This is a genomic window from Arthrobacter sp. TmtSoilC48 (assembly GCF_059739425.1).
Map to the genome: position 1 here is coordinate 1,137,257 of NZ_AP046049.1, position 17,620 is coordinate 1,154,876.

Below are 17,620 nucleotides of genomic sequence, written 5' to 3' on the forward strand. Positions count from 1 at the left end.
TCAGGCTCCTGCGCTCTCTGTCTCGCTGGTGTTGTCCGCCGACTGCATGAGCTTGAAGATCACAAACTCGGCCGGTTTCACGGGCGCGATCCCGATCAGCGTGACCACTTGCCCGGCATCGCGGACCTCTGGAGGGTTGGTTTCTTCGTCGCACTTCACGAAAAATGCCTGTTGAGGAGTAGTTCCGAGCAGGGCGCCGTCCCGCCACACGTTGGTCAGAAACGCCCCGATATCGCGCCGGATCGACTTCCACAGCGTGTGATCATTGGGCTCAAACACCACCCAGCGAGTCCCGTCAGCCACCGATTCCTTGATCATGTTGGTCAGGCGGCGCACATTCACGTACCGGTATTCGCTCGCTTCCGGAGCCTTGGTCCTGGCACCCCAAATCCGGATGCCCTCGCCCGGGAAGTACCGGATACAGTTCACGCCCGCCGGGTTCAGGACCTCCTGCTCCCCGCGGCTGACCCGCCGCACAAGATCGATCGCGCCTTGGATGGGCTCGTTGGCTGGCGCCTTGTGGACGCCACGGGTCGCGTCGACGCGCGCCCAAACGCCTGCAATATGGCCCGACGGCGGCTGCGTCACCTTTTTCCCGGACACGGGATCGATCATCACGATCCACGGGAAATACAGGGCCGTATAGCCGCCGGGGGATTGCGGGGCGCCGAGGTCCTGCTGGCCGCCGGCTTCGATGGCTGACCCCTCCCGGCTGCCTGCGGCGGCGGGTCGCGGTGAGTCGGGCCAGTCGGGGGAATCTGAGGAAACCGAGGAGGAGGAGGACGACGGCGTGCTGTCGCTGGCTTCTGTGCCTGCAGGTTGTTCAGACGTGTCTTCGGCGTCGCTGGCTTCAGCTTCGTCGGCGTCGCCCGAGCCGCCACCACCCGAGCCGGCGTCGCCCGAGCCGCCACCACCCGAGCCGGCGTCGCCACCCGGCCCCTCATCCGCCGTCGACCGCTCGTCTGCCGTGCCCGAATCCCGCGCACCTACCGGAACGCCGGACGTCGCGGCCCTGGTGAGCGCCCCGACGTCGTCAACTTTTTCCACTGTGTCCATGATGGCCATGCGGTCCTGGCGGAGCGGGTGCTCCACATGCGCCGCCAGTGCCGCATAGGATTCAGCGTCCGCGAAGCCCGGCGCAGCCACCATGGAGATGTCGTCCACGGCCTCGAAAAGCGTGAGGCCTGTGGGCTTGGTGGCTGTGCCCGTGAGGCTGCCGTTGGCCCCAATGTTCACCACATAACAACGGCTTCCTCCGTTTGAGAAGAAGCCGTAAACAGCGTTGGAGAGCGGCGTGCCCGCTGTCGCGTTGCCGACATATTGGTCAACGAACTGGGTCCAGTTGTCCAGCACACGGAGTTCATCCACCAAGGCGTCCTGGTCCGGCGCTACGCCTACGAACGCTGCGATGCTGGTGTTGACCTGCCCGATTGCGCGTGCGCCGCTGGGCACTTCCTGAACATAGACGCCTGGCGCCTGGTAGTTCGCCATGGTGCGCTCCCTTTCCTGCCCGCGGTGTCCGCGGATTTACTCCCACCGGATGATGACCGGCAGGCTGCTGGTGCTGGCCGAGACTTCCTTTTCGGTGCCGCTTACTGCAACGGCAAAGTGCTGGAGTTCATCCGCCGAGGCCAGGACCTCGAAGTGGCCGGTCGCATCGCTGACGACTGCCGTGGCGGAAGAATGGGCATGGATGTAGGCGTCGGGGATGCCTTTGTTGTGGACGTCAACGAGCCGTCCGTGGATTCGGCGGGCAACGCCGGTCTTGGCAATGAGCGGTTCAAGGACGGGCGGTCCGGAAGGCTCTTCGAAGCGCAGCGCCACGGGGATCCGGACCAGGAACCCGAGCCCTTGCCGGATAGCGCCTGAGTACTCTTCGGGACGGAATTCGCCGGTGGATACTACCGAGTATTGGCTGTGGCGTTCCACGGCCAAGAGCAGTTGCTCCATATTGTCCAGTTGTTCGGGGCCGTGGCATTCCACTGCCACCCGGAGTTCGAGGTCCAGCACCGGGCCATCGCGACGGGACCTTCCCACGCGGTTGAGCGTGACTGCATGGACGGTGACGGGAGCGTCAGGGGTGGGAACGACGGCGTCGGGGGAACCGTCGTCGAACCTTACGCGCTGCGGAGTGACGGCGTCGGAAAGTACCCCCAGGAGGTCGGTCAACGACGAACGCACATAGCCCACGGCAGAACCCAGAACTCGAAAGGTGACCAGAATTGCAACTGGGACTAGGTTACTCCCGCTGTTGCGTGTAGTCACTGGGGAAACAGGAGTAACTCCATTCGATTGAATCTGCAAGTGGGCGCGTGGATGCGAGTCACGTTGTGAAGGCGAGATCCTTGATTGCAATCTGTGCAGGAGTGGGCCAGTCGGGCTTTGAGCGGGACGAGTCGTGCCGCGGCGTGGTGACCGAAAGCGAGCTTCAATTGCCCTGGTTGGTCCCGATGTGCCTGTCGTGGACGAAATGCCAAATGAGTTCTCGCCGGGATGGGCCTAGGCATAGACGCCGGACCTATTGTATGGAAGGAGTTAAACGCCAGTTCGGCATGTTTGGCGATGGATAATCGACAGGACACTCGACGATGCAGCTCTGCAGTTTGCCCCCGCCATCAGTCATTTTCTCGCAGGATGCGGTGTTTCTGCCCGGTTATGAGTTTAACAGTGCTTCCCCGCCCCTTCGAGCGCCACGTGGCCAGCAAATGCCGCTGGAGCAGACAGTGTCTGAAAGTAGCTCCAACGGTGAGTCGTTTCGCTCTACCCGGGAACCACACGACGACTGCAGGGCAAGGTGGCTAAAGTGGCGCGATCAGGTTCCTGAGTTCCACTTCCCGCTGCCCGAGCATCGTTATCTGCGATCCGGAAGGAGTGTAATGGACCAAATGTTTGCGGTGCAGGCCGGCCAACGTACGGCCAAGATCTGCCCTCATAGAATGCGGGAGCCAGTCGGCTAGGGTTGTCTTTGCGACAGTGTCAGGAGCCGCCCAATAAAGCAGAACGAGAACGTGATCGCTCGTTCCGATCGTCTTAAGTAAGCGTGGCTTACCATCAAAAATCTGAATCATGGGAACTTCACGTGTAACAAGCGCCTCAATCGTTTCCTGAGCCTCCTCGGCGCTCATCGCATGATAGAGACGTACTAGTTCCGCAAGTACCCATCCCATTGTTGAAACGACCAACGAGGCATCTTGTGTATTCGGATCGATACCGTCCGATAGATGCGCCGTGTTGCGCTTGTTTCGAATGTCGTAGATAACTCGAAGGGCGCGAGGAATATGCAGTCGGACGCTCTCAGCAACGGAACCCGACGGCAGGACCGCCAGTCTGTTGATTATGGTTTCAGCTTTGAACTTTGGATCTGAAAGTGCAATGTACCCTTTCGTCGTTTCCCATTCCAAAATCCGAAGTACAGCTTCTGAGAAGCGGCCACCCGCCACGGCGTTCGGCATGTAATCTCCGAGGTGAAAGCGTCGTTTAGCCTCTACGAAAGCGTCCAAAAGCTCCCGCACAAGCTCTTCGGGCATCCCCGATGCAGAAAAGCCGCTCTCTACCTTGGCGTAATCAAGCCTCAAGTAGACCCCCGCTAGTCGTGGGTGCCGCGGATCGACGCGACCAATTCCTTCAACTCGCTAATCGCGTCTGGTTTTGTTTTGAGCACCTTCGCCTTAGGCGGGCCGGCAAAGTTCACTCCTTTAGCCGATGCCAAATGGCGTGTAAAGTTGGCAAGGTCGTAGCACTTCAATCGCTCACACTCCTTTCGGACCGCCGCTACTCTGTCGCCTGATTCATCTAGGCCAAAGTGATAGGCCGCAGTCAAAGCAAGTGTCACAGCTCTTGTCTGGACTGACCGTGAGGGACCAAGCTTCCTAGCTGGAACGTTCAGTCCGGGCAGACCCTCGTGCAGATAGAACACCTCTTCAAGTGAGTCTCGATCAATGCCTGTTTCCCGAGAAAATCTACCGAAAAAGTCATCGCTGGATTCTTGAACGACAGGCAGGCGGCCGGAGGTTTCCGGTTCAGGGCCGCGGGCAGTGTTGGTTTGGGGTGGGGCTGCAGGTAGCGCTGTCGTGGTGGAAGACAGGGCAACCCCTTGCAGGCTCAATGCGGCCTTGAAGGCTATTTCATGAAGATGCTCTGGGACTCCTGATTTTTCCACGGCGTCCCAAGCAGCAGCAATTTGTTCGGTAATATCCACTTTTCCCCTCCACAGCAGTTGCTCGAACGCTACCGGTAAGTAACAGGATCAATAAATAGGACACGCCGCCAAGAGCGTGGCCATTGCGCCCGTTCCACGCAAGGGCTTCCTGGTCTACCCCGGACGTCAGGCAGCCCGAGGGGTTACCTGATTCACGGCTCTAGGAGCAACATCGCTGCAGCCCCCGGACCTTGTCCGCAAACTCGTCGTCTCCTCGGTGTCGTTCCGGCCCGACGGCGATCGCGGCGGAAACGCCGAAGCTATGGCCTCAATGACCGTGGACATATCGCCGGCACCCCGATGGAGCAGCGCTATCTGGCTGTTTCGCCGCATCCGGACCTCGAGCACCCGCAGGTTCTGTTGGACAAAGTCGGCGGCTCCAGCGGATGGAGTGAGGACGAAATCCGCGGAATCTCTGCCCCAAGGTTGATCACGGCGGGCGTGACTGCGACATGGTCAAGCTCGAGCATGCGGTGCGGTTCCTCCAGCTGCTGGGAGGAGACGTGAACGGCGACTTCTATGGTGTGCCCGCATCGCAGCTGGCAGCGTCTCCCGGCATCGCGCATCTCTTTGGGTTGGCGAGGACCGCGCTGCTGCAGGACGTCGTTATAACCTTCCTGGATGCTCCGCCGTCTTTCGGCATGGAAGGACCGGTGATTGGCCGGAGTTATTTACGGGCCGTTCCTTGTTGCCCGCTCCGAACAGAACGCTCGTGCGTGTTGGATCGGCTTTAGTTTCCCAAATCGACCAGTCCGACAACTTTGAGGAGACCCGCAGGATTCATCGTTTGGTCGGCCTCCCTCAAAGCGCTGAAATAGTCCGGCAAGCCGATGGCTGGTCCCCAGTCAAAGGTGTACTGCGACGTCAGGCTATATAAGAGGAGATCAGCGAAGAGTCGCGTGACCCGACCGTTGCCGTCCACAAAAGGGTGGATCATGACCAAACGATGATGAGCGGCCATTGCCGCCCAGAACGGGTCAATATCATTCTCGACCCAATAGGCGATCGTACCCAATTCTTCAGGAAGTCTCTGCCGGATCATCTCCGGGGGCACACCTATGGATACTTCCTTGTCGCGGATCTTTCCTGCCCACGCCCAAACATCTGAATAACAAGCACGATGCAGGTCGAACAGAGTCTGATAGTCACAGAGATCGAGCGCTGTGATCCGGCCATCCGCGATGGCTTCCATCATCTCGGATTCGATGGCAAGAATTCCCTCGGCTTCGGCCTGGTAGACCTCTTGTTTTGTCGCAAATGAAACGCCATCAACGAATGCAACGGCGTCCTCGGGATCTACCGGTGTTTGATCGTAGTTCGGGGTCATTCCTTCGAGCCGCCGCGCGATTCTCTACGCTCGAAGGATCTGGCGGCTATGTTTGCAACCGCTTCGGCGGATGCCCGCGTGTGCTTAAGGGTAGGTCTTGCGGTAATCGTCCGTCCCTCAATGGCCATGGAGGCACTCACCTGTTCGACGAGAACGTCGGCAGGAACACGGATGGCTGCTCGCTTCTTCGTCATGGCGGCGGTAATCGCGGGTGAGTAGCTGACCTTTTTCATAAGTGACTCCTTGCGGATGATGTCTCAAACCATTGTGTCACCTGCTGCCTACTTCAATTCCCGGACAGCGTCCCGCCACCACGCCACTGTTGCTGCGGCAGCTTCCGGGAGGGGCGTCGGTTCGAGGCCCAGGAGACGCTGGCTTTGGGAGGAATCCATCACGAACGGCCGTTCGAACTGGTAGAGCATCTCGGCAATCTCGCGCATATCGGTCGAAAAGAGACCCGCCATCCTCAACACCCACCCGGGAACGGCACTCACCTTCGGAACAGAAACGCCGGCAGCATCAGCGAACGCCGCAGCAAGTTCGCCTTGGGTCAGTGCTGGGCCGGTCGGAGCATGGAGCACGGTGTTCCAGAGGCTCGGATTCCGGGCCGCCGCGATCATGGACGCCGCGAGGTCCGGGACGTACGTGAACGAGTGCGGTTGCCGGGCGCTGCCGATCACCTGGACGGACTTTCCCTCCACAACCAGCGGCACCATCCGCTCGCCTGCATGGGCTGTCCGCACGAGCGGGCCGAAGAAGTCACCGGCCACGACGCTGACTGTGTTGGCTTTGTGCGCAGCGCGCGCCTTAAGTAGTTGTGTACGGACCCCGCGCTTGCCGCCTGAGGCTTCCCGAGGACCCGCTTCAGTCATCACGCTGTCCGGCTCGCTATACGAATAGAGGCTCTCTGGAAATACGACGACGGCGCCCGCGTCTGCCGCTGCATCCATCACCACTTGTTCGGCTTGCGGTAGCTCTGCCGCCCACGCTGCGGCGCGGTATGCCGATCCGTGGATGCAATGGAAGACCGCGGCCGCACCGTTGAGTGCCTGGCCTATTTGCTTGGGATCGGAGGCGTCGACGCGCATCCGTTCAATGAGGGGATGGTCCGGGCCGCTGCCGGAGCGGGTCAGAGTGCGAACGTCTTCCCCCTGCTCAGCGAGCTGTTCGGCGACGGTCCAACCAACGGGTCCTGCTCCGGTGACGACGTACATGCTGATCTCTTTCCTCGAAGTCCAATCTAGTGAGAGAGCACTGCTCTCTAAATTCAGAATGAACCTCAGCACTGTCAAAGTCAAGAGCAGTGCTCTCATTTGTTGATGGTGCTCTCCCTTGTGGCAAGCTGGTTCCATGTCCTCCACATCGCCCGGCGCCGAAGCTGCCCCTAAAGCCCAGCTGAAAGCCAAGCCCCAAACTCCCCGCGCGCGTGCACGTGCTCAAACCATCGCCGATATTGTCCGCCTCGGCCGGGAGCACCTCGCGGTCCACGGTGCGGCGGGACTGTCGCTGCGGGCTGTTGCCCGGGACCTTGGCGTCGTTTCTTCGGCCGTTTATCGCTACGTGGAAAGCCGGGACGAACTCCTCACGCTCTTGCTCATCGACGGCTACAACGAGCTCGGCGACGAAGTGGATGCAGCCGTAGCGGCTGTTCCCGAGGATGATTTCGCAGGCCGGTTCCGCGCCTTGGGCAAGGCTGTTCGTGCGTGGGCGCTCAAGGAACCAGCCAGCTATGCCCTGCTTTTCGGCAGCCCGGTTCCCGGCTATCAGGCACCAGGTGAGCGAACCACGGTTCCCGGAACGCGTGTCATCTATCGCCTCGTGGGCATCTTTGAGGCAGCTCATCGCGCAGGCGCCCTGAAGGCGGAAGTGAATCCCGCCGTCGTGATCCCACCAGGCCTGGCAGAAGACATGCGGAACATCCGGACTGAACTTGGCATCACGGTGCCCGAGTCTGCGCTCGCTCGGGGCGTGCTGGCGTGGACGTCCATCTTCGGGGCTGTGAGCTTTGAAGTGTTCGGCCAGTATGGGCCGGATACGTTCGCCGCGCGCGACGAATTGTTCGAGCACCAACTGCTGGTCCTCCAGGGCATGGCGGGCCTGTGACTCATCGGGCCTGTGACCATCGGACCAGCGACCAGCAGCAGACGGTAAAGTATCAAGATGGTTCGAGGGCTTGCTGACATCGGCGCGGAGGGCATTTTGCTCGCCGGTGCCGGGCGCGCCATCCTCCTTCAGATCGCTGACCCGAGGGTGGGGCACGGCGTCGCGGACCATAGCGACTTTGCCCAGCGGCCGCAGGATCGTTTGCGGGCCACCCTGACGTACGTTTATGCGATTGTTTACGGTTCAGACGAGCAAGTTGCTGCGGTTCGCCGCGCCGTCAACCGCGCCCACGCTCCGGTGCGCCGGAACCCGGACGATGCGACAAAGGGCTACAACGCTTTCGACCCCGGTTCGCAGCTTTGGGTTGTCGCCACCCTGTACGACACTGCCGTCACCGTTTACGAGCAAGTGCATGGACCGCTCGACGACGATACAGCCGAGCGCATGTACCGCGACTATGCACGCATTGGGACGGCATTGCAGCTTCCCGCTAACATGTGGCCGCCGGACCGTGCGGCCTTCGCAGGGTATTGGTCTTCGCACGTGGACACGCTTAGGCCTGATGATAAAGCCCGCAAGATAGCCAAGGATTTGCTGTATCCGGCAGGTGGTCCTGCACTCATGCGCCTGGCCATGCCGCTTGCCCGCTTCCTGACCGCCGGCCTGCTTCCGGACCACCTGCGCGAGGGCTTCGGCTTGGAGTGGACTCCCCGCGATGACCGCCGCTTCGAGCGGACCATGCGGTGGCTCGGACGCGTCTATCCCCGGATCCCGCGGCGGATACGGCACTGGCCCAAGGACTACTACCTCAGCCACCTGGAAACCACCCCGTCCAAGTCGAGGGGCAGGGCAGGGAATGCGTAATTCGACCTCGGTGGAGCAAGCCATCGACGACCTCGCGCACCGCTATCTGCAGCGTACGCATGCAGACATGCAGCACGCCCACGGTGGCCGACTCCGCATGCGCCTTACCGAGTTCGTGGTGTTCGGACTGAAGCAGGCATGGGCCTGCGTCTTCGGTGCGGCCCTGCTCGCGGTGATCATCGCGGCGCGTCTCTGGTACCCGGACGACGCCGGCCTGGCGCGGAATGACTTCCTGACCATCGCTGCCGTCGTCATTCAGATCCTGATGATCAGTTTCAAGCTTGAAACGCTTCGCGAGTTGCGGGTGATCCTGCTGTTCCATGCGGTGGGAACAGTCATGGAGCTGTTCAAGACAGACGTGGGCTCGTGGTCTTACGAGGCCGAGGGCTTCCTCCGGATCGGTGCTGTTCCATTGTTCAGCGGCTTCATGTATGCGGCTGTGGGCTCGTATATGGTTCGTGTGTTCCGGCTCTTTGACCTCCACTTCGACCACTACCCATGGCGGTGGATCACGGCTCTTGTGGCTGCCGGGATCTACGTGAATTTCTTCTCGCACCACTACATCTTTGACGCACGCTGGGTGCTGCTTGCCGCCGTCGTGCTTGTCTACGGGCGGTGTGTGATGCACTTCCGCGTGTTCCGTAAGCGCTTCCGGATGCCGATCCTGGTGTCCTTCCTTTTGGTGGCGCTGTTCATTTGGTTCGCCGAGAACATCGGCACGTGGTCCCACGCGTGGCTCTACCCCAACCAGGTGAATGGCTGGCAGGCGGTCTCGATCGATAAGCTCCTCGCCTGGTTCCTGCTGATGATCATTTCCGTGGTGCTCGTGGCGTGGGTGTACAAACCTGAGCCGCCACCCTTGGGCCCTGCCGACACCCGAATCCCTGACGACACCCAAATTCGCGGGGGACGCCCGGATATCCGTGTCGCCCGCCCGCCGGAGTGACGTCGGGCCGTTTGCGTGGCATCACGCTTCGCCGCGGGCGGCCTTGAGCGCCGCGCGCCTGGCTTGGAGTAAAGGCTCGACGTCGGGAATCCGCCTGAGGTCCATGGCTTGCGTATCGCTACGGTTGCCCCGCGCATGGATGACGATTCCATAGCTGCCTGCAGCTCCCGCCGCGAACCAGTAGTCGGTTCCGTTCCAGCGGGCCAGTGGCTGGATTCGCAGGAAACGCGTTCCCGTGCACTACGCCACCCTCACTAGCGTCCATCTGCCATGAACCCAGCATCAAGGGTCCGCCCCAATCCTCAAGCCGGAACAGGGGGAGGCGCTCGGCAGCATGCCGGACCCTCTCCTCCAGCTCGTCGTTCATAGCCCAGAACGCATCCGGCGGCATGAATCCAGCGAAGTCCATCGCGTAAGTCTGCCAGTTCACGCTGGGCGAAACCACCCCTCAGAACCGCGTGATTCCGGGACAAATTTTGGCCCGAAAGACAAACTTGAGCGCACCTCACTCAACTTTGGATTGACATTGAAACGAGGCTGAGTACAGTTGAGTGCAGAACGCTCAACTAGCCGATTGTTGAGTGGGCTCCCGATAACCCAACCGCCCAACGGACCGGTGCCGGGGGCAATCTCCAACATCGGCCATTGAAAGGAAACAAGATATGTCACGTGCAGTAGGTATCGACCTCGGAACCACTAACTCCGTGGTCTCTGTCCTTGAAGGTGGCGAGCCCACCGTCATCGCCAACGCAGAAGGCGGCCGCACCACGCCGTCGGTCGTTGCGTTCTCGAAGTCCGGCGAGGTCCTGGTTGGCGAAATCGCAAAGCGCCAGGCCGTCAACAACATCGACCGCACCATCGCTTCCGTCAAGCGCCACATGGGCACCGACTGGTCCGTCGCCATCGATGACAAGAAGTACACGCCGCAGGAAATCTCCGCGCGTATCCTCATGAAGCTCAAGAACGACGCCGAGAGCTACCTGGGCGAAAAGGTCACCGACGCCGTGATCACCGTTCCGGCATACTTCAACGACGCCGAGCGCCAGTCCACCAAGGAAGCCGGCGAAATCGCAGGCCTCAACGTCCTCCGCATCGTCAACGAGCCCACCGCGGCTGCACTGGCCTACGGTCTGGACAAGGGCAAGGAAGACGAACTCATCCTGGTCTTCGACCTCGGTGGCGGTACCTTCGACGTCTCCCTCCTCGAGGTTGGCAAGGACGAAGACAACTTCTCCACCATCCAGGTCCGCGCAACCGCTGGCGACAACCGCCTCGGTGGCGACGACTGGGACAACCGCGTCGTCGAGTGGCTGCTGAACCAGCTCAAGATCAAGGGCATCGATCTCTCCAAGGACAAGATCGCCCTCCAGCGTCTCCGCGAAGCTGCAGAGCAGGCCAAGAAGGAACTGTCCTCCTCCACCAGCACCAACATCTCCCTCCAGTACCTGTCCGTCACCCCCGACGGCCCGGTCCACCTGGACGAGCAGCTGACCCGTGCCAAGTTCCAGGACCTCACCAAGGACCTGCTGGACCGCACCAAGAAGCCGTTCCACGACGTCATCGCCGAAGCCGGCATCAAGGTCTCGGACATCGACCACATCGTCCTCGTGGGTGGTTCCACCCGTATGCCCGCTGTTTCCGAGCTCGTCAAGGAACTTGCTGGCGGCAAGGAGCCCAACAAGGGCGTCAACCCGGACGAAGTTGTGGCCGTCGGTGCGGCACTGCAGGCCGGTGTCCTGAAGGGTGAGCGCAAGGACGTCCTCCTCATCGACGTCACGCCGCTGTCCCTCGGCATCGAAACCAAGGGTGGCGTCATGACGCACCTCATCGAGCGCAACACGGCTATCCCCACCAAGCGTTCCGAGACCTTCACCACCGCAGACGACAACCAGCCGTCCGTGGCCATCCAGGTCTTCCAGGGCGAGCGTGAATTCACCCGCGACAACAAGCCGCTGGGCACGTTCGAACTGACCGGCATCGCTCCGGCACCGCGTGGCGTCCCGCAGGTCGAGGTCACCTTCGACATCGACGCCAACGGCATCGTCCACGTGTCCGCCAAGGACAAGGGCACCGGCAAGGAACAGTCCATGACCATCACCGGTGGCACGGCACTGTCCAAGGAAGACATCGACCGCATGGTCCGTGAAGCCGAGGAACACGCCGCAGAGGACAAGGCCCGCCGCGAAGCTACGGACACCCGTAACTCCGCCGAGCAGCTCGCCTACTCCGTGGACAAGCTGATCGCCGACAACGACGACAAGCTGCCCGAAGAGGTCAAGACCGAGGTCAAGGCCGACGTCGACGCCCTCAAGTCCGCGCTGGAAGGCACCGACGACGCCGCCGTCAAGACTGCGTTCGAGAAGCTGCAGGCTTCCCAGACCAAGCTCGGCGAAGCCATCTACTCGCAGGCAGCCTCATCTGACGCTCCGGGCGCCGGCGCTGAAGGCGCTCCGGCCGGCGAGAAGACTGCAGCCGACGAAGACATCGTCGACGCTGAAATCATCGACGAAGACGAAGCGAAGAAGTAGCCATGCCCCACCACGGCAACGAAGCAGAGCACTCTGAAGGAAACGGCGACGAGCGCGAAGGCGCCCGTCAGCAGAAACCGGTGATTCGGGACAACCGCAAGGTTGACCCGGAGACCGGGGCTGCCCGCCACCCCGAAGGCGAAGCTGCTGCTCCCACCGAAGGCAACGCTGCCCCCACGGAAGGTGACGCTCTGTCCCAGGCTGAGGAAATCCTCAACGGGGTAGAGGTCCCTGCCGAGGAGTCGGTAGCCTCCGGCGCCGCGGCTGAAGCCCAGGCAGCGGAGCTCCGCAACGACCTCCTTCGCCTTCAGGCTGAATACGTCAACTACCGCAAGCGCGTCGAACGCGACCGCGCCGTAGCAGGAGAAATGGCCGTCATTGGCGTCCTGAACTCCCTGCTCCCGGTGCTGGACGACGTCGACGCCGCACGCCAGCACGGTGACCTCGAGGACGGCCCCTTCGCCGCCATCGCTACCAAACTGGAAAACGCGCTGAAGACGTACGGACTGGAACGCATCGCGGAAACGGGTGTCGAATTCGATCCCACCATCCACGAGGCACTCATCCAGCAGCCCGGCGAGGACATCGACGTGGACACGGTCAGCCAGGTGCTGCGCTCCGGATACCGCTCAGGTGAGCGGGTCCTGCGTGCAGCCCAGGTGATCGTGGCTGTACCGGCGTAAGTTCCACCGCGAAGCGAGACAAGGGGCCCCGCCCCTACGCCGGGTGACTTGGGATCTTCGATCCAAAGCCACCCGGCTCCGGTAGGCCCGAAGCCACTCCCGGGCCCCTTGTCTCGCTCCGCTCCCGCTGTCGGGTCACCTAAGGTGGGTGGACGCAGGTGCTTGTTTATTGATTTGAAAGGAAACGCTCTTGGCCAGCCAGGACTGGGTTGAAAAGGATTTTTACGCGATCCTTGGTATCGCCAAGGACGCGTCCGACGCGGATATTAAGAAGGCTTACCGCAAGCTTGCGCGGCAGTATCACCCGGATACCAATTCCGGGAATGCTGCTGCGGAGAAGAAGTTTAAGGACATTTCCGAGGCTTATTCTGTCTTGTCGAGTCCTGAGGACAGGCAGCAGTATGACGCGATCCGTGCCATGGGTGGTGCCCGGTTCGCTCCCGGTGCGGGGGCCGGGCGTGGTGGTGCTGGTGCCAATGGTGGGTTCGAGGACCTGTTCGGTGGCTTGTTCGGTGGCGGCGCGCGTCAGCCCTCGGGTGCCGGTGGCATTCCTCCGGAGTTTGCTGACCTGTTTGGTGGCGGCTTTGGTGGTGGCCAGACCGGATTCCAGCGGGCACCGCAGAAGGGCTCGGACCGCACTGCGACGACGTCCATCTCCTTTGCTGGATCCATCAAGGGCACTACGGTAAGCCTGCGCGAAAGCAACGGCCACGTGATCGACGTCAAAATCCCCGCCGGCATCAAGGACGGGCAGAAAGTCCGCCAGCGCGGCAAGGGCAACGTTGGTCCCGCCGGCAACGGCGATCTCATCATCACGGTCAACGTGAAGCCACACGAGTTTTTCCAGCGCGACGGCGACAACATCCGCATCCACGTGCCTGTCACGTTCGCGGAAGCTGCGCTTGGCGCGACCATTGAGGTTCCAACGCTCGACGGCGACACCGTCAAGGTGCGTGTCCCGGCCGGAACACCGTCGGGTCGTACCCTCCGGGTCAAGGGCCGGGGCGTGAAAACGTCCAAGGCGACCGGAGACCTCCTGGTGACTATCGACGTCGCCGTCCCCAAGAACCTGAACAAGGAAGCGGAGGAGGCGGTGAAGGCATTTGCTGCCGCGACCACCGACGCCAACCCGCGTCACGACCTGGCCGCGAAGGCCCGGTTGTAAGGAGACGGTCATGGCAATCGACGTCAACCAGCCGATCTTTGTCATCTCCGTCGCCGCGGAGCTTGCCGACATGCATCCGCAGACGTTGCGCCAATACGACCGCCTGGGCATCGTCTCGCCCAGCCGCGCCCCCGGGAAGTCGCGCAGGTACTCCCAGAACGACGTCGAAAAGCTGCGGGAGGTCCAGCGCCTCTCGCAGTCCGGCGTCTCGCTCGAAGGCATCAAGCGCATTTTGGACCTGGAAAACCAAGTCGCTGCACTGCAGTACCGCGTGGCCGAGCTGACGGAGGAACTGACCCGACGCCGCAGCCCCTTGGACACCCGTATTTTCGCAGCGGGAGCAGCCGGCGACGTCGTCAGTCTGGCCCGCGGTCAACGTCCCCGTGCACGGTCGCAAGCCGTCGTGGTGTGGAGGCCGCGGCCTGAGTAGCAACGCCGCGGTTCGTGGCTGGACCCCGCGGTGGGGCATCCACAGGAGCCACGCATTGATGGGAGAGCTCCCACGAAAGAGAGGCCTACGATGGCACCCAGCGAAACGGCACGACGAAATCACGACGAACTGTTCCCAGGTCAGCTTCCGGCCCTGGCGGTTACAGACCCCGAGCTCGTGGAGATTTTCAACAACTTCGCATTCGACGAGGTTTTAAGCTACGGAACACTGGATACCAGGACGCGGCTCATGGTTCAGCTCGCCTCCCTTATCGCGTCACAAGGAATGCGGGAATACCGGACGTTGCTCGGCGCGGCCCTTACCGTTGGGGTAACTCCGGTGGAGGTGAAGGAACTTGTCTACCAAGCCGTCCCGTATGTCGGCATGGGCAAAGTTTCCGATTTCCTGCACGCCACCAATGAAATCCTCAAAGAATTCGGCGTGGAGCTTCCTGTTCCGGGCCAGTCCACCACGACGCCCAAGGACCGGGCGGAAAAAGGGCTGGCTATCCAGATCATAGGGGCAGAACGCATCGACGACATGCGCGCAGCTGCCTCAGCTGATGAAATGCACTTTCAGGAGTACCTCGCCGCGAACTGCTTCGGCGATTTTCTGACGCGCACCGGCATTGATGTTCCAAGGCGTGAACTCCTCACCTTGTCCATGCTCGTTTCCCTTGGCGGCTGCGAGCCACAGGTCAAGGGGCACATTCTGGCCAATCTGAACGTGGGTAACAGCCGCGGGTTGATGCTTGACGTCATCACGCAGTTGCTGCCGTACATCGGGTATCCACGTACGCTCAACGCCCTGCGCGTACTCAACGAGACCGTGCCGGCACCCAACGCCAGGTAGGGCTTCCTTATGCTGTGGATAGTGGCCGGAAAAGGACGATAATAATGTCATGGCACGGCAAGAAGTGCACGTGCTGGTGGTTGGCGTGTAGGCGCTGGAAAGCGTCCCATGCTCGTGTAGTGAGGGAAGATTCCGATGTCGTTGTCGGATGAAGAGCGCAGGAGTTTGGAAGAGCTTGAGCGGGATCTCGCTTCATCGGATCCTGACCTGGACCTTCAGCTGAAGTCGGGGCGGCCGCGCGGTGCGGTGGCGCGCTCAGTTTTTGGTGTCCTGGCAGTTTTGGCCGGTTTTGCAATGGTCATTGCCGGGATCATCACACAACTCGTCCTTGTGGGTGTGGTCGGGTTCCTGCTCGCTGGAACAGGCGCCTACTTACTGTTCAGCAGGATGGTCCTTAGGAGAAGGACTCGGCGACACGATGAGGGCAAGCCAGGCTAGCCCAGCACCGCTTCAACCCGGCACCGGGTCAGCCCGGCGCGGGCCAGCCCGTAGAAATCCGGCTGATTTCAGTACGTCTCCGGCGGCACGTCCGCAGACGTACCAGCGGGGTCATTGGACGTGGACGGGTTCGCCGTTTGCGTGGCCGGCTTGGCAGGGACCGGCTCGCCGGGAGGCACCATCATTCGCCACGCCAGCACCAGGCCCGCGCCGACGCCACCAACTGCCAAAGCAACCAACCACCCGGCACGAGGGGAACTCCGCTGACTGGTTCGACGACTCAAAGTTTGCGTCGCCCTTTTTACCGCTCTGGCTGCGGTGCGCCGAGCCCTCTTCGCGGCTTTACGGTTCCCGGTCAGCGTGAGCATTACGCCGTGCACCACCGACGGGACATCGGCGTGATTGATTCGGGATAACGCCCACCCCACTACTGCGTCGGCTTGCGACGACGTGCCCTCCGCTGCGTGCTTCACCCACTCGGCTGCGAGGTCCTGCACTGCCGGAATGATGTTTTGTGCTTTGTACATATGAACCCCTCACGGAGTAGATGGCCCCGTTGCCAGACTACGCCGCGGGCTGCAGGACCAAAAGGTGCCTGAACGCAGCGCTCTTTTCAGGCCGGGATTATGGCTGCCAGCTCCACGGGGTTCTCCAGTCCGGCCCACTTGCCGCTGAGGGTCAACTCGTTGTGGAGCTCAGCCGCGACATCCACCACCCTGGCAACCTTCAAGCGAAGCTCACCTGCGTCAATGATGGTCACGCCACTGCCCGACACGGGGGCCGAGGCACTCAAGGCGGGGACACCGGCGTCGAGCGTTCCGCTTCCCTTCACGTTGACGGAGCTGGGCCGGGGCTCAGGCTCGCCGTCGACGATCAGCGCGGCCTCTTCCTGGCCCGTGAGGATAGCCGTGGCCAGGGCTTTGACGTAAACGGGATCTGCGCAGGCGTCATAGACCCACCGCTTGCCGAGGACGGAGTGGTCCATGGTGCCGATGAGCCATTCCTGGGCGCCGGCCAGTTCGTAGCCCCTGTAGCTCAGGGGTACCTGGTAGATGCGCTCGCCGGCGGCGACCACATGCGTCTCGAGCCCTACCTCGCCGGCGGGGTCGTCAAAACGGTAGGCCCCAATGAGCTCCGGGGCCCCTTCCTGGATGAACCAGGGCTGCGTCGGCAGGTATCCAGCGATGAGTTCGAGCTTGGACGGGGACAGGGTTGCCTTGTGAATGATCGCCATGTTCTCCAGCCTAGGCCAGGGAGGCGTGCTGTTCGGTACGGGTCCCAATGCGCGGCCTCGCCCCTCCACTGTTTACAATCGAAGGGACGCGCCGTCTATTGAGGGAATCATGAAGAAACTCACCACTGTCCTGATCGCTGCCGGGCTGCTTGCCACGGCATCAGCCTGCTCCTCGCCGCAGCTGACCACCGCAGAAACGTGTGACCGGGTGGGTGTCGCCGTTGCCAGCCTCCCGAGCAACGCCAGCAAGACCGCGACCATTCGAGTCGCAAACGCCATCCGCCCCATTGAACCCGTTGCCTCCAACGAAATGAAGCCCGTGGTCACGGCCATCCTTGAATACTCGGATGAGCTCGTGAAGGAATCCCCGGACGAGAAGAAGATGGGCGAGCTCTCCGCCGCCTACCAGGAAGCCGGCACCAAGTACGGCGAACTCTGCCGCGGCTAATGATGTCCGCTGCCTAACGGCGAATGAACGCGAAGGAGGGGACCAGCTGAGCTGGTCCCCTTCTTGCGTCTGGAACCGGAAAAGACGTTGGGATGTGCGACAGAAACCGATTCGGGTCAGGCAACCCTGGATGCTCTCTCACATCACCGCCCTTAATCCTGGATCTTCTCTCACATCACCGCCCAGAATCCGGGATGCTCTCTCACATGATTGAAGAGAAGCCCCGGACGGCGTCGGCTGTGTGCCCAGGTAAGGCCCGACGTCGAAACTCACTTTGAGCGCCCGGCTTCACCCTTGGCGGACCAGCGAATCAGCGGATTACGCAACGCGGGGTCACTTACGGCCGGTTATCGCCGAGAACATGGGCCGTAAGTGACCCCGCGTTGCTTTGGCTGCGCGTGCAA

At 61.7% G+C, this 17,620-nt stretch carries 20 protein-coding genes; 11 read left to right on the top strand and 9 right to left on the bottom strand.

Translation table 11 applies throughout. The features are described from left to right. The 4 genes from AC6I97_RS05435 to AC6I97_RS05450 all read right to left on the bottom strand — a co-directional run bounded on the left by AC6I97_RS05435 (nucleotide 1) and on the right by AC6I97_RS05450 (nucleotide 4,198). Nucleotides 1-1,491: a phage tail sheath family protein gene (locus tag AC6I97_RS05435; RefSeq protein WP_497944298.1), complete on the bottom strand. Its 1,491-nt coding sequence runs from the start codon at nucleotides 1,489-1,491 to the stop codon at nucleotides 1-3. A gap of 36 nt (nucleotides 1,492-1,527) precedes the next feature. Beyond that, the gene (locus AC6I97_RS05440; protein ID WP_497944299.1) at nucleotides 1,528-2,190 is read right to left on the bottom strand and encodes a hypothetical protein; all 663 of its coding nucleotides are present in this window, start codon (nucleotides 2,188-2,190) and stop codon (nucleotides 1,528-1,530) included. A 608-nt stretch (nucleotides 2,191-2,798) separates the two neighbouring features. Then, nucleotides 2,799-3,575, bottom strand: a complete 777-nt coding sequence (locus AC6I97_RS05445) for a hypothetical protein (protein WP_497944300.1) — start codon at nucleotides 3,573-3,575, stop codon at nucleotides 2,799-2,801. An 11-nt stretch (nucleotides 3,576-3,586) separates the two neighbouring features. Beyond that, nucleotides 3,587-4,198 (bottom strand): hypothetical protein, encoded by a 612-nt coding sequence (locus AC6I97_RS05450; RefSeq protein WP_224089195.1) that lies wholly within the window; start codon nucleotides 4,196-4,198, stop codon nucleotides 3,587-3,589. Between the two features lie 452 nt (nucleotides 4,199-4,650). Between AC6I97_RS05450 and AC6I97_RS05455 the strand changes: the two genes are divergently transcribed. Then, nucleotides 4,651-4,932 (top strand): hypothetical protein, encoded by a 282-nt coding sequence (locus AC6I97_RS05455; RefSeq protein WP_497944301.1) that lies wholly within the window; start codon nucleotides 4,651-4,653, stop codon nucleotides 4,930-4,932. Here the strand turns inward: AC6I97_RS05455 and AC6I97_RS05460 are convergent. Genes AC6I97_RS05460 through AC6I97_RS05470 form a run of 3 tightly spaced genes read right to left on the bottom strand, consistent with a single transcriptional unit; the run spans nucleotide 4,929 to nucleotide 6,739 of the window. Next, nucleotides 4,929-5,525, bottom strand: coding sequence for a Fic family protein (locus AC6I97_RS05460; protein WP_224089191.1), 597 nt, complete (start codon nucleotides 5,523-5,525; stop codon nucleotides 4,929-4,931). The two genes, AC6I97_RS05455 and AC6I97_RS05460, sit on opposite strands and share 4 nt — an antisense overlap. Next, nucleotides 5,522-5,758, bottom strand: coding sequence for a hypothetical protein (locus AC6I97_RS05465; RefSeq protein WP_224089186.1), 237 nt, complete (start codon nucleotides 5,756-5,758; stop codon nucleotides 5,522-5,524). The genes AC6I97_RS05460 and AC6I97_RS05465 overlap by 4 nt, the downstream gene beginning before the upstream one ends. A 48-nt stretch (nucleotides 5,759-5,806) precedes the next feature. Continuing rightward, a complete protein-coding gene (locus AC6I97_RS05470) occupies nucleotides 5,807-6,739 on the bottom strand; it encodes an NAD-dependent epimerase/dehydratase family protein (protein ID WP_497944302.1) in 933 nt (310 codons plus the stop codon). Nucleotides 6,740-6,875: 136 nt separating this feature from the next. Between AC6I97_RS05470 and AC6I97_RS05475 the strand changes: the two genes are divergently transcribed. The 9 genes from AC6I97_RS05475 (at nucleotide 6,876) to AC6I97_RS05515 (ending at nucleotide 15,534) form a co-directional block, all read left to right on the top strand. After that, nucleotides 6,876-7,628, top strand: coding sequence for a TetR/AcrR family transcriptional regulator (locus tag AC6I97_RS05475; RefSeq protein WP_497944303.1), 753 nt, complete (start codon nucleotides 6,876-6,878; stop codon nucleotides 7,626-7,628). Between the two features lie 57 nt (nucleotides 7,629-7,685). Next, complete coding sequence (locus AC6I97_RS05480; protein WP_497944304.1) at nucleotides 7,686-8,492, top strand: oxygenase MpaB family protein; 807 nt, start codon at nucleotides 7,686-7,688, stop codon at nucleotides 8,490-8,492. Next, nucleotides 8,485-9,438, top strand: a complete 954-nt coding sequence (locus tag AC6I97_RS05485) for a DUF817 domain-containing protein (protein ID WP_497944305.1) — start codon at nucleotides 8,485-8,487, stop codon at nucleotides 9,436-9,438. Before AC6I97_RS05480 ends, AC6I97_RS05485 begins: the two co-directional genes overlap by 8 nt. Nucleotides 9,439-10,100: 662 nt before the next feature. Further along, entirely contained in the window at nucleotides 10,101-11,966 is a 1,866-nt protein-coding gene (dnaK, locus tag AC6I97_RS05490) for a molecular chaperone DnaK (RefSeq protein ID WP_497944306.1), read from the top strand. A 2-nt stretch (nucleotides 11,967-11,968) separates the two neighbouring features. After that, nucleotides 11,969-12,649, top strand: a complete 681-nt coding sequence (locus AC6I97_RS05495) for a nucleotide exchange factor GrpE (protein ID WP_309928529.1) — start codon at nucleotides 11,969-11,971, stop codon at nucleotides 12,647-12,649. Nucleotides 12,650-12,839: 190 nt separating this feature from the next. Further along, on the top strand, nucleotides 12,840-13,814 hold the full coding sequence (locus tag AC6I97_RS05500) for a DnaJ C-terminal domain-containing protein (protein WP_497944307.1): 975 nt from the start codon (nucleotides 12,840-12,842) through the stop codon (nucleotides 13,812-13,814). Between the two features lie 10 nt (nucleotides 13,815-13,824). After that, nucleotides 13,825-14,244 carry a heat shock protein transcriptional repressor HspR gene (locus AC6I97_RS05505; RefSeq protein WP_224089172.1) on the top strand — a complete coding sequence of 140 codons (420 nt, stop codon included), beginning with the start codon at nucleotides 13,825-13,827 and terminating at the stop codon, nucleotides 14,242-14,244. A gap of 90 nt (nucleotides 14,245-14,334) precedes the next feature. Continuing rightward, nucleotides 14,335-15,096 carry a carboxymuconolactone decarboxylase family protein gene (locus AC6I97_RS05510; protein ID WP_497944308.1) on the top strand — a complete coding sequence of 254 codons (762 nt, stop codon included), beginning with the start codon at nucleotides 14,335-14,337 and terminating at the stop codon, nucleotides 15,094-15,096. 135 nt (nucleotides 15,097-15,231) lie between these two features. Then, nucleotides 15,232-15,534 carry a DUF3040 domain-containing protein gene (locus AC6I97_RS05515; RefSeq protein WP_497944309.1) on the top strand — a complete coding sequence of 101 codons (303 nt, stop codon included), beginning with the start codon at nucleotides 15,232-15,234 and terminating at the stop codon, nucleotides 15,532-15,534. A gap of 68 nt (nucleotides 15,535-15,602) precedes the next feature. Here the strand turns inward: AC6I97_RS05515 and AC6I97_RS05520 are convergent, their stop codons facing one another. Together AC6I97_RS05520 and AC6I97_RS05525 are read right to left on the bottom strand one after the other, a co-directional pair. Further along, nucleotides 15,603-16,061 carry a hypothetical protein gene (locus AC6I97_RS05520; protein ID WP_497944310.1) on the bottom strand — a complete coding sequence of 153 codons (459 nt, stop codon included), beginning with the start codon at nucleotides 16,059-16,061 and terminating at the stop codon, nucleotides 15,603-15,605. Between the two features lie 86 nt (nucleotides 16,062-16,147). Next, a complete protein-coding gene (locus AC6I97_RS05525) occupies nucleotides 16,148-16,768 on the bottom strand; it encodes a CG0192-related protein (protein ID WP_497944311.1) in 621 nt (206 codons plus the stop codon). Between the two features lie 109 nt (nucleotides 16,769-16,877). On the opposite strand from AC6I97_RS05525, the gene AC6I97_RS05530 reads away from it, so the two are divergent. After that, nucleotides 16,878-17,216 carry a hypothetical protein gene (locus tag AC6I97_RS05530; protein WP_224089164.1) on the top strand — a complete coding sequence of 113 codons (339 nt, stop codon included), beginning with the start codon at nucleotides 16,878-16,880 and terminating at the stop codon, nucleotides 17,214-17,216. The last annotated feature ends 404 nt before the right edge of the window (nucleotides 17,217-17,620 follow it).